At 72.5% G+C, this 12,945-nt stretch carries 14 protein-coding genes; 5 read left to right on the top strand and 9 right to left on the bottom strand.

Features of this window, described 5'->3' with window-relative positions:
* Positions 1–96 precede the first annotated feature (96 nt).
* On the bottom strand, positions 97–1,176 hold the full coding sequence (locus AB0J46_RS19720) for a neutral zinc metallopeptidase (protein WP_364333570.1): 1,080 nt from the start codon (positions 1,174–1,176) through the stop codon (positions 97–99).
* Positions 1,177–1,780: 604 nt separating this feature from the next.
* Between AB0J46_RS19720 and AB0J46_RS19715 the strand changes: the two genes are divergently transcribed.
* Positions 1,781–2,650 (top strand): LysR family transcriptional regulator, encoded by an 870-nt coding sequence (locus AB0J46_RS19715; RefSeq protein ID WP_352328087.1) that lies wholly within the window; start codon positions 1,781–1,783, stop codon positions 2,648–2,650.
* A gap of 126 nt (positions 2,651–2,776) precedes the next feature.
* On the opposite strand, the gene AB0J46_RS19710 is transcribed toward AB0J46_RS19715, so the two are convergent.
* Positions 2,777–4,123, bottom strand: coding sequence for an ATP-binding protein (locus AB0J46_RS19710; RefSeq protein WP_352351573.1), 1,347 nt, complete (start codon positions 4,121–4,123; stop codon positions 2,777–2,779).
* Positions 4,116–4,790: a response regulator transcription factor gene (locus AB0J46_RS19705; protein WP_352328085.1), complete on the bottom strand. Its 675-nt coding sequence runs from the start codon at positions 4,788–4,790 to the stop codon at positions 4,116–4,118. Before AB0J46_RS19705 ends, AB0J46_RS19710 begins: the two co-directional genes overlap by 8 nt.
* A 127-nt stretch (positions 4,791–4,917) precedes the next feature.
* Here AB0J46_RS19705 and AB0J46_RS19700 point away from each other — a divergent pair, with 127 nt between their 5' ends.
* The 3 genes from AB0J46_RS19700 to AB0J46_RS19690 are packed head-to-tail and all read left to right on the top strand — an operon-like array spanning position 4,918 to position 8,094.
* Positions 4,918–6,081, top strand: a complete 1,164-nt coding sequence (locus tag AB0J46_RS19700; RefSeq protein WP_364333565.1) for a DUF2092 domain-containing protein — start codon at positions 4,918–4,920, stop codon at positions 6,079–6,081.
* Entirely contained in the window at positions 6,078–7,055 is a 978-nt protein-coding gene (locus AB0J46_RS19695) for an ABC transporter ATP-binding protein (RefSeq protein WP_364333562.1), read from the top strand. The genes AB0J46_RS19700 and AB0J46_RS19695 overlap by 4 nt, the downstream gene beginning before the upstream one ends.
* Positions 7,042–8,094 (top strand): ABC transporter permease, encoded by a 1,053-nt coding sequence (locus AB0J46_RS19690; protein WP_364333559.1) that lies wholly within the window; start codon positions 7,042–7,044, stop codon positions 8,092–8,094. The genes AB0J46_RS19695 and AB0J46_RS19690 overlap by 14 nt, the downstream gene beginning before the upstream one ends.
* A gap of 74 nt (positions 8,095–8,168) precedes the next feature.
* Here AB0J46_RS19690 and AB0J46_RS19685 read toward each other — a convergent pair whose 3' ends face one another.
* Both AB0J46_RS19685 and AB0J46_RS19680 read right to left on the bottom strand, forming a co-directional pair.
* A complete protein-coding gene (locus AB0J46_RS19685) occupies positions 8,169–8,903 on the bottom strand; it encodes a YcnI family protein (RefSeq protein WP_364333556.1) in 735 nt (244 codons plus the stop codon).
* A gap of 49 nt (positions 8,904–8,952) precedes the next feature.
* The gene (locus tag AB0J46_RS19680) at positions 8,953–9,489 is read right to left on the bottom strand and encodes an MFS transporter (RefSeq protein WP_364333553.1); all 537 of its coding nucleotides are present in this window, start codon (positions 9,487–9,489) and stop codon (positions 8,953–8,955) included.
* A 141-nt stretch (positions 9,490–9,630) separates the two neighbouring features.
* On the opposite strand from AB0J46_RS19680, the gene AB0J46_RS19675 reads away from it, so the two are divergent.
* A complete protein-coding gene (locus AB0J46_RS19675) occupies positions 9,631–10,113 on the top strand; it encodes a hypothetical protein (protein ID WP_358292826.1) in 483 nt (160 codons plus the stop codon).
* Here the strand turns inward: AB0J46_RS19675 and AB0J46_RS19670 are convergent.
* The 4 genes from AB0J46_RS19670 to AB0J46_RS19655 form a co-directional block, all read right to left on the bottom strand.
* Entirely contained in the window at positions 10,107–10,850 is a 744-nt protein-coding gene (locus AB0J46_RS19670) for an ATP-binding cassette domain-containing protein (protein WP_364333550.1), read from the bottom strand. The two genes, AB0J46_RS19675 and AB0J46_RS19670, sit on opposite strands and share 7 nt — an antisense overlap.
* A 2-nt stretch (positions 10,851–10,852) precedes the next feature.
* On the bottom strand, positions 10,853–11,641 hold the full coding sequence (locus tag AB0J46_RS19665) for an ABC-2 family transporter protein (RefSeq protein WP_364333547.1): 789 nt from the start codon (positions 11,639–11,641) through the stop codon (positions 10,853–10,855).
* A complete protein-coding gene (locus AB0J46_RS19660) occupies positions 11,634–12,329 on the bottom strand; it encodes an ABC-2 family transporter protein (RefSeq protein ID WP_364333544.1) in 696 nt (231 codons plus the stop codon). Before AB0J46_RS19660 ends, AB0J46_RS19665 begins: the two co-directional genes overlap by 8 nt.
* A 189-nt stretch (positions 12,330–12,518) precedes the next feature.
* Positions 12,519–12,929 (bottom strand): hypothetical protein, encoded by a 411-nt coding sequence (locus AB0J46_RS19655; RefSeq protein ID WP_364333541.1) that lies wholly within the window; start codon positions 12,927–12,929, stop codon positions 12,519–12,521.
* Positions 12,930–12,945: the final 16 nt, after the last annotated feature.

Here is a 12,945-nt window from a genome sequence, read left to right as displayed (position 1 = left end):
TTCGCCCCATGTCGGGCACAAGATTGCCAGGATTCTAGCCCCCATACCTGGACATCAGAGACAACTCTTCAACATGAGATGAACGCCACGTGTCGCTCAGGAGGTCGTCGAGGACGGCGCCAGCCACGTGTTGCACTGGTACGTCTTGTCCCGCTCCCACCCCTGCCGGAACCAGCGGTTGTTGTTGGCGGGCGTGCCGTGGTCGCGCGGATAGCCGGGGTAGTCGCCCACCTGCGCGTAGAACCAGAACAGCCGCGAGCGCAGCGAGGACGGGACCGGGTAGGACGAGGCGACAGAACGCATCCACATGCCGCCGAGACAGGTGGCCTGGAGCTCCAGTTTCCTGCTCAGCGCCAGCTTGCCGCTCTGGCTGGAGGAGTTCGTCGTGCCCTGCCACCAGGAGTCCATCACGCCGGTGATGTTCTGGACGTGGTGACCGTACTCGTGGGCCATCATGCTGATGATGCCGCCGTGCCAGGAGATGATCTGGCCGTAGCCGCGGGCGTTGCCGTTGCCCCTGGACATCGCCGAGGTGGAGGCGTAGATCGTGTTGTTGCGCGGGCAGTAGTACGGCACCATGCTCCCGGCCGACGGATAGTCGCCGCACGCGCCCCGTCCGCGTCCGGCCGCGACGGCGTAGTTCGGCGGGCTGAACGCGATGCCCTGCCGCTGCAGGATCGGCCCCCACGCCTTGTCCATGCACCGGCCGGTCTTCAGGATCAGCGCCTTCAGCTGGCTGTGGCTGAAGATGTTGGTGTTCCCGGCCCGGCAGTTCACCCGGGGCAGGCTGCCCGCCCGGTAGAGGGTGTTGTTCTTCAGGCTGGTGTTGAGGGTGACCTGCTTGGGCGGCGTCACCGTCTCCTGGGTCGGCTGCTGGGTCGGCTGCTGTGTCGGCTCCTGGGTCGGTTCCTCGGTCTGTTCCTGGGTGGGCTCCTGCGACGAGGTGTCGTGCGTCGGCTCGTGGCTGGGGGAGGGCTCGTCGGTGTGCGACGGCTCGTACGACGGGAGCGCGACCGGCGTGGTCGTGTCCGGGTGCGAGGACGACTTCAGCATCGCCGCCCCGATGACGATCAGCACGAACAGCGCCGCCAGCGACCCGAACACCGCCCCGAGGACGCCGGCGACCCCCATGCCGGACTTCTTCCTCGGCTGCTGCGGCCACTGCCTCGTGGGCATGGGCGGCATGGGCGGCGGCGGGGGCGGCGGCTGGTGCTGCTGCCCGTACTGCGGCGGCGGATACTGCGGCCCGCGCGGCGCAGGGCCCTGCGGCGGATAACCCTGCGGAGGCTGCGGCGGCCCCTGCGGCGGCCCCTGCGGCGGGCCCTGCGGGGGGCCCTGCGGGGGCGGCGGCTGCGGCGGATAGCCCTGCGGCTGGGGGTGCTGCGGCGGATAGGGATGATGGCCGGGCGGCGGACCCTGAGGAGGGCCCTGGGGCGGGGTCGGCGGCGCCTGCGGGTAGGGCTGACCGCCCTGCGGCTGCGGCTGCCGGTAACCCGGCGGCGGCCAGGGCCGCGAAGGGGGCCGCAGGGGCTGCCCGGGCCCTTGTGGCGGAGGTGGATATTGCCCGTTTGCTGTCACCGTGTCTCCCCGTTAACCCGCTTGTCTGCAATGCACGGCTTTGGGGCAGACCCCAAAGGATCTTTGCCAAATTTGGGGCAAAAGCATACTGATTTATCACCCGTCACGGATGTAGCGGTACTCGGTCACGCTCCGAAATCAATCGAGGTGATCTCTGCTATCTACCGGTCCCGGAGCAGGGCGGTGTCCTAGCTTCGTTGGCATGAATCTCCAGCAGCTCCGCTATGTGGTCGCGACTGCGGAGCACCGCACCATGACCGACGCGGCCAGGTCGCTCTACATCGCGCAGCCTGCGCTATCCCGCGCGATCCGCGATCTTGAGCGAGAGCTCGGCATGACGCTCTTCGCCCGCTCCGGCCGCGGCGTGGTGGTCACCGCCCAGGGCCGCCGCGTGGTCAAGCTGGCGAGGGAGGCGCTCGACGCCGTGCACGAGATCGAGGGCCTGGCCAACCACGCCGGCGTGACGGAGGCCGAACTGCGCATCGCCTCCACCCCGAGTCTCGAACCCGGACTCGCGGGGCGGCTGCTCCCTGCCTACGCGGCCGAGCACCCAGGGGTACGCGTGCACATCGTGCGCTGCGACGGCCGCGACGGCGTCGTCAGCGCCATCCGGGATCAGCGGGCCGACCTCGGGCTCACCGATCTGCCCGTGCCCACCGACCTCATCACCCACCCGCTCGAACGCCAGGAGATCGTGCTGATCTCCCCGCCCGGGCTCGACCTGCCCAACCCGGTCCCCATGGGCAAGCTGCACGGCATGCGCCTGGCGCTGCCCGCCCGCGGCAGCTCGCGGCGCAGGGAGCTCGACGCCATGTTCGGCAAGTACGCCGTCACCCCCGTGGTCGTCCTGGAGACCGACGAGCGCAACGGCTGGCTGAACGCGGTCCGCGCCGGCCAGGCCTCGCTGCTGTGGTACCGCGGCATGGCCGACCAGGCCGCCAGGGCGGGCCTGGTGGTGCGCTCACTCGAACCGGCCGTGCGGCGCGTCATCGCCGTGGTGCACGCACGCCGCCGACTGCCCCTCATCGCCCAGGACTTCCTGTCCACCGCGGAGAAGGGCACAGCCGCCTGACCAGGAACGTTCCATGATCCCCCGCAGTCCCCGCCGTTGACCCCCAGCCCGCCGGCGCCCCGAGCGCGTCGCGCGGGCGATCGCTCCGGCCGATCGCTCAGGCCGATCGCTCGGCCCGGCGCCCGCCTAGCGGGACACCGGAAGGCGGACCACGGCACGCAGGCCCGGCGCCGCGTCCTGCAGCACCACCGTCCCGCCGTGGGCGCGCACGGTCTCCCGGACGATCGCCAGCCCCAGGCCGGCCCCGCCCTCGTCCCTGCTGCGCCCGGAGTCCAGCCGGGTGAACCGGTTGAACACCCGCTCCCGGTCCTGCTCGGGGATGCCGGGCCCGTCGTCGGTCACCGTCAGCACGCCGTCGGCGGTCAGCGCCACCTCGACCTTCGAGGAGGTGTGCCGGACGGCGTTGTCCATCAGGTTCGTCAGCACCCGGCTCAGGTCGAGGGCGTCCCCGCGCACCACCACGGGGTCGCACGCGGTCAGCCGGGCCTCGCCGTACCGCTCGGCGACCTGGCGCACCACCTCGTCGAGGTTGACCGGCTCGTCGCGGGCCGGCACGCCGCCGCGCTCGTCCAGGCGGGCCAGCGCGAGCAGGTCCTCGGCCAGCCGGGACAGCCGCAGGGCGTCCTCCAGCACGCCCTCGGCGGTCTCCCGCCACTCCTGGCCCTCCGGATGGCCGAGCGCCACCTCCAGCTGGAGCCGGATGCTGGCCAGCGGGCTGCGCAGCTCGTGGGCGGCGTCGGAGACCAGCGCGCGCTGGCGCTGCTCGGCCTCCTCCAGCCGGGCCAGCATGCCGTTGAGCGTGGTGGCCAGGGCGTACACCTCGTCGCGCGACTGCGGCACAGGCAGCCGCCGGGACCGGGCCGTGTGCGTGATCTCGGCGGCGACCCGGCGCAGCGACGAGATCGGGCGCAACGTCCTGCCGATCATCAGCCAGCTCGCCACCGCCAGCAGCACGACCAGCGCGGGCGTGCCGACCAGCAGGACGCGCCCGGCCACGCCCAGGCTCGTCTGGATCTCGCCGATCGGCCTGGCGGCCAGCACCGTCTGCCCGTGGTCGGCGCTGAGCACCACCACCCGCAGCGGCCCCGGGATCGCGTACGGCCGCCCGTCCAGGAACGTCGCCCGCCCCTCGCGCAGCACCCTGGCCCTGGCCGCCGCGTCCAGCAGCGGCACCAGCCGGTCGGTGCCGTACGTGACGTGCGTGATCCGCCCGCTCCGGTCGAGCACCTGGACGATCGTGCCGTCATGCGTGGTGATCGGGCTGGTCAGCGTCCCGGCGTCGGCCGCCACGCGCACGGTCTGGGCCTGCTGCCTGGTCGAGGTGTCGACCGTGTCGATCAGCGCCCGGTCGAGCACCGACAGCAGCACCGAGGCCGACAGAGCCAGCGCCAGCCCCAGCACGGCGGCCGCAGCGACCGTCAGCCTGAACCGCAGCCCCTGACGCCGCCACCAGGCCATCGGGGTGTCAGCCACCGTCGCCCGCCAGCCGGTAGCCCGCGCCGCGCACGGTCTGCAGCGCGTTCCTGCCGAAGGGGGCGTCGACCTTGCGCCGCAGGTAGCCGACGTAGACCTCGACCACGTTGGGGTCGGTGTCGAAGGTGTCCCACACGTGTTCCAGGATCTCCGACTTCGACACCACCTCGTCACGGCGGCGCATCAGGAACTCCAGCAGCGCGAACTCCCTCGGCGTCAGCTCCACCGGCGTCTCGCCCCGCTGCACCTTCCGGCGGGCCGGGTCGAGGGTCAGGTCGCCGGCCGCCAGCACCGACGGCCGCCGCCCCGAGTCGCGCCGCAGCAGGGCCCGGAGCCTGGCCACCAGCACCACGTACGAGAAGGGCTTGGTCAGGTAGTCGTCGGCGCCGAGGTCGAGGCCGTCGGCCATGTCGTACTCGCCGTCCTTGGCCGACAGCATGAGGATCGGCACCCAGTTCTCCTCCGCGCGCAACTGCTTGCACACGTTGTAGCCCGACAGCCTCGGCAGCATGATGTCCAGCACCACGACGTCGTAGTCGCCCTGCCGGGCCGCGTGCAGGCCCTCCTCGCCGTCGTGGGCGAGGTCCACGGCGAACCCCTCGGCCTGCAGCCCGCGCTGGAGGGCCGCGGCCATCCGCCGCTCGTCCTCGACGACCAGTACTCTCATGTGCTGATTCTCCCGTCCCTGAGCTGAGACGCCGCTGAGAAGGCTGAGAGGCGTCTCAGACAGTCTCAGGCCGGCCACAGGATGCATGCCGCAGGCTCTGGTCATCGACATACCGTTAAGGAGTGAGATGCGCAGAGGCACGTTCGTGAGGTGGGGAGTCCCGATCGCCGCGGCGGCGCTGATCGGTGGCGCGATCGGAGCCGGCCCGGTCATCGCGGCGGTGAGCGGCGAGCCCGTCCTGCCCGAGCGTTCGGCCCAGCAGCTGCTGGCCGACGCCGTGGCGGCGACGAGCAAGGGAGGCGGCCTGCCGCCCATGTCCGGCACGGTGCAGCAGACGGCCTCGCTCGGCCTGCCGTCGCTGCCCCAGACCGGCGGTGAGTCGCCGCTGAGCCTGCTGTCCGGCTCGCACGAGATCAAGGTCTGGTACGGCGGCGCCGACCGGTTCCGGGTGGCCATGCCGACCCAGCTGAACGAGACCAACCTGATCGTCAACGGCGAACAGGGCTGGTACTGGGAGAGCGCCACCAACACCGCGACCAGGTTGACCATCAAGCCCGGCACGGGCCAGGAGCACAAGCTGCCCAGCACGCCGCCGACCCAGCTGACGCCGCCGCAGGTGGCCGAGCAACTGCTGGCCAAGGCCGGCGAGCACACCGCGGTCCGCGTGATCAACACCGCTGAGGTGGCGGGCCGTCCGGTCTACCAGCTCGTCCTCGCCCCCAAGGACGAGGGCTCGCTGGTGCAGGAGGTGCGGCTCGCGCTCGACGGCGAGACCTACGTCCCGCTCCAGGTCCAGGTCTACGCCAAGGGCTCGGCCGAACCGGCCTTCCAGGTCGGCTTCACCCAGGTGACGTTCACGCCCCCGGCCGCGGAGAACTTCGCCTTCACCCCGCCCGCGGGCGCCAAGGTGGAGGAGAAGGACCTCAGCGAGCTGGGCGACGCCAAGCGCGCCGAGCAGCACGCCGAGCAGGCCGAGAAGGTCGCCGGCGAGCTCAAGGTCGTCGGCGACGGGTGGACGACCGTGGCCGTCCTGCCGTTCAAGCCGGAGGACCTCACGGCGGCCGGCCGTCCGGCGGCAGGCGACGGCTCGACGCCCGGCGACGGCTCGAAGGCCGACGTGGGGGCGCTGGCCGACACCGTCCTGAAGTCCGCCACGCCGGTGAGCGGCACGTGGGGCTCGGGCCGGCTGATCAGGACGAAGCTCGTCACCGTCCTGCTGACCGACGACGGCCGCCTGCTGGTCGGCGCGGTCACCCCGGAGGAGATCACCCAGGCGGCGGGCGTCAGGTGACCACCGCCGTCACGCAGGAAGCGGGGGCGCCCTTCGGGGCGGCCCCGCCCTCCGGGGAGCACGCCATCGTCACGCGCGGCCTGACCAAGCGCTTCCGCGGCGGCCAGGTGGCCGTGGACGCGCTCGACCTGACGGTGCCGCGCGGCTCGGTCTTCGGCTTCCTCGGGCCCAACGGCTCGGGCAAGACCACGACCATCCGCATGCTGCTGGGCCTCATCGCGCCCACCGAGGGGGAGCACTCCCTGCTCGGGCTGCCGCTGCCGCGGGCGCTGCCCCGGGTGGGGGCGGTGGTGGAGGGGCCGGCGTTCTACCCGTACCTGTCGGGCGAGGCCAACCTGATGCGCTTCGACGCCGCCGACCCCACCGCCGTGCGCCGCACCGCGCGGGCGCGCGTCGCCGCCGCGCTCGACCGGGTGGGCCTGTCGGCCGCGGCCGGCAAGCGTTACCGCAACTATTCGCTCGGCATGCGCCAGCGGCTGGCCATCGCGGCCGCGCTGCTCGGCCCGCGCGAGCTGCTCGTCCTGGACGAGCCGACCAACGGCCTCGACCCGCAGGGCACCCGCGAGGTGCGCGCGCTGGTCAAGGACATCGCCGCCGGCGGCACCACCGTCTTCGTCTCCTCGCACCTGCTGGCCGAGGTCGAGCAGATGTGCACGCACGCCGCCATCATGCGGACCGGCAAGCTGGCCGCCCAGGGCACGATCGCCTCGCTGAACGGCGGCCTGGCCACGCGCGTCCGGGTCGAGACGCCCGACATGCCCGACGCCGCGCGGGTGCTCGGCGGGCTGGGGCTGGCCGACGTGCGGCGCGGCGACGCCGACGTGACGGCCGAGCTGGGCGGCCACGCGCCGGAGCGGATCAACGCCGCGCTGGTCGGCGAGGGGGTCGCCGTACGGGGGCTGGCCGTGCTGCGGCCGAGCCTGGAGGACGTGTTCGTCGGACTGACGGGGGAGGGCTTCGATGTCGACGGCTGACACCTCGGCGCCGGACGCTGAGACACACGCGACGCAGACGCGGGACACTGAGGCGCCGCAGGCGCGGGGCGGCCGGTCCGACGGGCGCATGCCCGGCCTGGTGCCCGTGACCGAGACGCTGCGCACCGTGGAGCGGCGCACACCGGACCCGGCCCGAGAGGCCGCGGCCGTCCCCGCGCAGGACGCCGGGACGGACGTCGCCGACGGCCCGCGGCGGGCGAGGTGGGCGTTCTGGCGGCTGCTCGGCTCGGAGCTGGGCCTGACCTTCCGCCGGCCGCGCAACCTGGTGATGCTGGCCGTGCTCGCCTCCGTGCCGGCCGTCCTCGGCCTCGCCCTGCGCGCGTTCGGCGGCGACGACCGCGACGGGATGGGCGGGTTCATCCAGAGCGTGGCGGGCAACAGCCTCATGCTCACGTTCGTCGCGTTCTCGTTCCTCGTGCTGCTGCTGATGCCGGTCGCCGTCAGCGTGGTCGCCGGCGACTCGGTGGCCGGGGAGGCGGGCGGCGGCACCCTGCGCTACCTGCTGGCCGCGCCCGCGGGACGCACCCGCCTGCTGGCCGTCAAATACCTCAACGCGGTCGTCTTCGCCTACGCCGTCACGGCGGTGGTGGCGCTGTCGGCGCTGGTCACCGGGCTGATCCTGTTCCCGGCCGGGCCGGTGACGCTGCTGTCGGGCACGACGATCTCCATGGGCGAGGGGCTGCTGCGCATCCTCATCGCCGTCGGCTACGTCGGGGCCGGCATGGCGGCGCTGGCGGCCGTCGCGCTGGCGCTGTCGACGTTCACCGAGGTGTCCATCGGGGCGGTGGCCGCCACGCTCGTGCTGGTGGTCGTCTGCCAGGTGCTGCGGGCCTTCCCCGAGCTGAGCGCGGTGACGCCGTACCTGCTGCCGACCCGGTTCACCAGCTTCGACGCGGTGCTGCGCAGCCCGATGGACCTGTCGGCGCTGCGGGACGGGCTGCTGGCCTTCGGCGCCTACATCGTGCTGTTCTGCTCGATCGCGTGGGCGCGCTTCTCCGGCAAGGACATCACGTCCTGACCGGGCGGCGCGTCCCCGGCCGGGCGAGGTGCCCGGCCGGGGACGCCGCGTCGCCAGGGTCAGGGTCGCGCGGGTCAGGCCGACCGGCGGCGCAGGCCCAGGGCGCCGACGACGACGCCGATGACGCCGACGACCAGCCCGGCGCCGCCCAGCAGGCGGGCCGTGCCGTCGGAGGAGGAGGCCGCGGAGGCCGCCACCGGCGCCACCGACGGGCCCGTGGCGGCGGCCGGCGCGGCCGAGGCCGACGCGCTCGCGGCGGAGTGGTGGTCGTCGTCGCCGGAGGCCGGGACGAGCTTCAGCGTGGGCGCGGGGTGCTCGGCCTCGGTGCCGTCGGCCTTGGGCGCGTCGGCCCAGTCGACCACCTCGCCGCCGGAGTACGTCTGCTTCGTCGGGAACGTCAGCGAGTCGACGTCCTTGGGCAGCTGGCCCATGGACACCTCGAACTCCTGGAACTCACCCGGGTTGATCTTGCCGCCGGACCACACGACCGTGGTGACGGCCTCCTCCAGGTCGCCGTACTCCGTCTTGACCGGCTTGGGCAGCTTGCCCTCGGTGACCTTGACGTCCCAGCCCGGCACGGGCTTGACCGACACGAACGCCAGCGGATGGTCGGTGGGGAAGCTGACCTGGACCTTAGTCGTGGCGGCGTTGTCGCGCTCGTTGGGCACCCGGAAGGCGACCTTGGTGAACCCGCCCTGCTCGGCGGTGCCCGGGTTGATGGAGACGTGGGCCAGCGCGGGCAGCGCCAGGCCGGCGGTGAGGGCGGTGGCGGCGGCGAGCACGGTCGCCGCGCGACGGACGAAGGACATGGCGGAACTCCACTTCGGGAAATGACAGGGGTCTACGGGTGTCAGCAGGTCAGGCGGGAAGTGGAGGACCACGCCTGGCCACCCGGTGCCGGAACCCCGGCTGCGGGGGGACCACCCTGGTGTGCACGACCGGAACGCCCGGCCGCACCGCGGGCACGACCGCGAGCAGCGGCGGCACGAGCCGCAACCCCAGCCGGCGCAGCAGCGACCACAGCACGATCTCGCCGCGCGACAGCCACCAGCCGGTCATCAGGGTCGCCGTGAGGTGCGCGAGCAGCATGCCCGCGTTGACGGCCAGGCCCTGGCCGTGGCCGTGCTCGAAGACGTAGGAGGAGGGGCTGCCGGCCGCGAACAGCTCGTGCAGGCCGAACTGCGCCACACCCAGCACGACGTTGATCAGCGGCGCCGAGCGTTCCCTGCCGGACAGCGCCAGCCCCAGGCCGGACACCGCCACCAGGCCCAGCGCCGCCGCCCACGGCCCCGGACGCCCGCCGCCGCCCGCCACGTGGGCGAGGGCAGCGAGGGTCACGCAGACGGCGGCGAAGGCGGCCGTCCGCGCGAGCCGGAGGGGAAGTCGCGCACGCATGTGTGCCACATGGTCTCACGAGGCTCCCTCGCATGAGACCCCTAACTTCCGAGCGGGCTGATGCCTGGTCCGGAAATGGCATTTGTCGCTAGGGTCGTGCCGAGCGCGTTGACATTCGCGTTGACATTTGAGGTGAGAACGTTGCGGCACTTAGCAGGTTTGCTCATCGGCGTCGTGGTCACGGCGGCCGTCCTCGGGGGTGGCGGATGGGCCGTGCAGCAGGCCCTCGCCAGTGCGGCGATCACCCCGCCGCCGCCCGACAACCAGAAGATGTGGATCGCCCTCGGCGCCATGGCCGCGGTCGGGCTCGTCGTCGGCCTCGTCGTGGCCGGCCGGATCTCGCCGCTGGCCACGTTCGTGCCCTCGATGGTGCTGCTGGCCTGGACCGTCGTCTACGCCCTCGACACCGGCAGGGCGCTGTCCCTCATCCCCGACCAGGCGTCGGTCCACCAGATCGTCCTGGACGCCGGCGCCGGCGACCGGACCCTGCTCACCACGGGCGTGCTGGCCCTGCTCGGCGTGGTGCTGTTCATCCCCGTGCTGATGCCCTCCCGCTGGTCGCGCCCGCACGACGACCTCGACGACGACGACTACGAGACCACGCAGGAGGGCGGCTACTACTGAGTGCCGGTGTAGAGCCTGGTCACCACGTCCTCGATGGTGGCCTGCTCCGGCGCCGTGGCCATGAGCTCGGCGAGCGTCCCGTCGAAGGCCAGCCGGCCGTGGTCGATCAGCATGATCCGGCGGCACAGGCGCTCGATGTCGCCGAGGTCGTGCGTGGTCAGCAGCACGGTCGTGCCGCGTTCGGCGTTCTGCCGCTGCAGGAAGCCGCGGATGCTCGCCTTGCTGACCACGTCGAGGCCGATGGTCGGCTCGTCCAGCACCAGCACGTCGGGGGCGTGCAGCAGCGCCGCGGCCAGGTCGCCGCGCATGCGCTGCCCCAGGCTGAGCTGCCGCACCGGGGTGCGCAGGAAGGAGCCGAGGTCGAGGGTCTCCGTCAGCTCGGCCAGCCGGACCCGGAAGGTTCCGCGATCTACTTTGTAAAGGTGCCGGACCAGTTCGAAGCTGTCCTTGAGCGGCAGGTCCCACCACAGGGTCGTCCGCTGGCCGAACACCACGCCGATGCGCCGGGCGAGCGTGGTGCGCCGGCGCGAGGGGTCGAGCCCGGCCACCCGCACCGAGCCGGTGGTGGGGGTGAGGATGCCGCACAACATCTTGATCGTGGTGGACTTGCCCGCGCCGTTGGGCCCGAGGTAGCCGACGAACTCGCCGGCCGGCACGCTGAACGACAGATCGCGTACGGCGTGCACGACAGCGCGTCTGACCTTGAACGAGCGTCCCGCCTCGCGCAGCTCGATCATCGTCAACTCCCCGTCGATCGGTAGTGCCTGATGCCCTGCCGCCAGGCCGCCGCGGCGGCCAGGGCGAGGACCAGCGCGGCGGCCGGTCCGAGGAAGCGCATGAACCCGGGCGTGCCGAACGGGTCGTCCCGGCCCAGGACGTAGAGGCCGGGCTGCCAGTTGACGAAGGCCAGGGGCAGCGCGTACGTGACGCCGCGGACCAGGTCGCGGGCGTAGATGGTGAGGGGGTACTGGCTGAGCTGGTGGGTGCCGTAGGTGAAGGTGTTGACCACCTCCGGGGCGTCGGTCAGCGCGAACTGCAGCGCGCCGGCGAGCGTCCAGAGCGCGGTGAAGATGACGACGCCGGTGACGATCATGACGGGGATCATCCAGGCCCGCCGCCAGTCGAGGCCGAGCGCGGCGACGGCGTAGGCCAGCACGGCCACGGCCTGGACGACGCGGCCGATCCTGGTGGGGGCGAAGCGGTCGGCGGCGATCTGGATCCACGCGGCGGCCGGGCGGATGAGGATCGTGTCGAGCGTGCCGGCCTTGATGTGCTGGCTGATGCGGTCGAGGTTGCCGACGAAGGTGTCGCAGACGGTGAAGGAGACGGCGGAGGCGCCGTACAGGAACAGCACCTCCTCGCGGGTGAAGCCGGCCAGGGTGGTGGTGTTGGCGAAGACGACGAGGATGGCCGCGACGTCGATCGCCCCCGTGACCAGGCCGAACACGATCATCAGGGCGAAGGAGAGGCGGTAGGCGGCCGCGGCGCGGGTCCAGGTCCAGGCCAGCAGGAAGTACGTCCTAACCACCCTGGATCACCACCTTGTGGCGGACGGCGCGGGTGGCCAGCAGGCCGAGGGCGAACAGCGTCGCCGCCCAGAACGCCTGGAGGGCGAGCGTCTGCCCGACGGGGGCCTTGCCGAGGTAGAGGTCGGCGGGCGCCTGGACCATGGAGGCCCACGGCAGGGCTCTGACCACCTCGCCCAGCGGGCCGGGGAACAGGTGGAGGGGGAGCATCATGCCGCTGAAGAACGTCGTCAGGACCAGGGACACGACGGCCACGCCGCGGTCGTCGGCGAGCCAGCAGACCGACAGCGCGACGAGGTAGCGCCAGCCGAAGCTGATGAGCACGCCGGCGAGGCAGCCGGTCAGGGCGGCCGCCCACGCGGCCGGGGAGGCGGGGGTGGTGATGCCGAACAGGGCCGCGCCGAACAGCAGCGGCGGGAGGCTGCGCACCAGCAGCAGGTACGCGGCCCGGCCCAGGTCCTCGGCCAGCGACCAGAGCTGGAGCGAGGCGGGGCGGACCAGGTCGAGCGCGATGTCGCCGCTGCGGATGCGCTCGGGGATGGCCAGGCCGCCGCCGAACAGCATCATCGGGCCGATGAGGGCCTGGGTGACGAAGCAGTAGGTGACGGCGTCGGTGACGTCGTAGCCGGCCAGGCCGGGACGGGCCTGCCACAGGGCGATGAGGACGTAGGCGCGCAGGATGCCGAACACGCTGTTGGTGAACGCGCCGGCGAGCGCGGCCCAGACGTAGACGGCGTGTTTGCGGAAGCCGTACCGGACGAGGCGGGCGTAGAGGGGAATGGTGGCTCACCTCCCGAGAGTGAGGACACGGTCACGCGCCGTGTCGGGGGTCGGGCACGGGTCTGCCTTGGCGGAAACCTGGAATTATCCGCCGGTGGGTCAGCGGTCCGCAACGCGATAAACGAAGCGCAGGCCCGACCAGGTCTCGTCGATCGCCGCGACCTTGTTGTCGACCAGCCCGGCGGCCAGGCCGAAGTCGCGGACGAGGCGGTCCGACAGGTCGGTGGGGATGCCGGAAGCGGGTTTGATCCGGCAGATCCACAGGCCGCCGTTCCTGGCCAGCGCGGCCTTGGCCGGGGGGAACGCGCGGTGCAGGGCGGCGACGTCGGGGCAGAAGAGCAGGACGACGTCGTACGCGGAACGTGCGTCGGCGGGCGGGCCCTGCTCGCGGTGCACGGTGGCGGCGGGTTCGCCGAGGTCGAGGCCGGCGGGGGCGGCGAGGGCCAGGACCTGCTGTCCCGGCTTGATGCCGAGCTTGCGGGGGAGCGGAGTCCCCGAATATCCCGCCATATCCCCAGAGTCGCAC

Origin of the sequence: Nonomuraea sp. NPDC049758 (genome assembly GCF_040674635.1) — a bacterium.
Classification (GTDB): domain Bacteria; phylum Actinomycetota; class Actinomycetes; order Streptosporangiales; family Streptosporangiaceae; genus Nonomuraea.
Note: the sequence above shows the minus strand (reverse complement) of the source record. Positions and strands in the feature narration are given on the sequence as shown.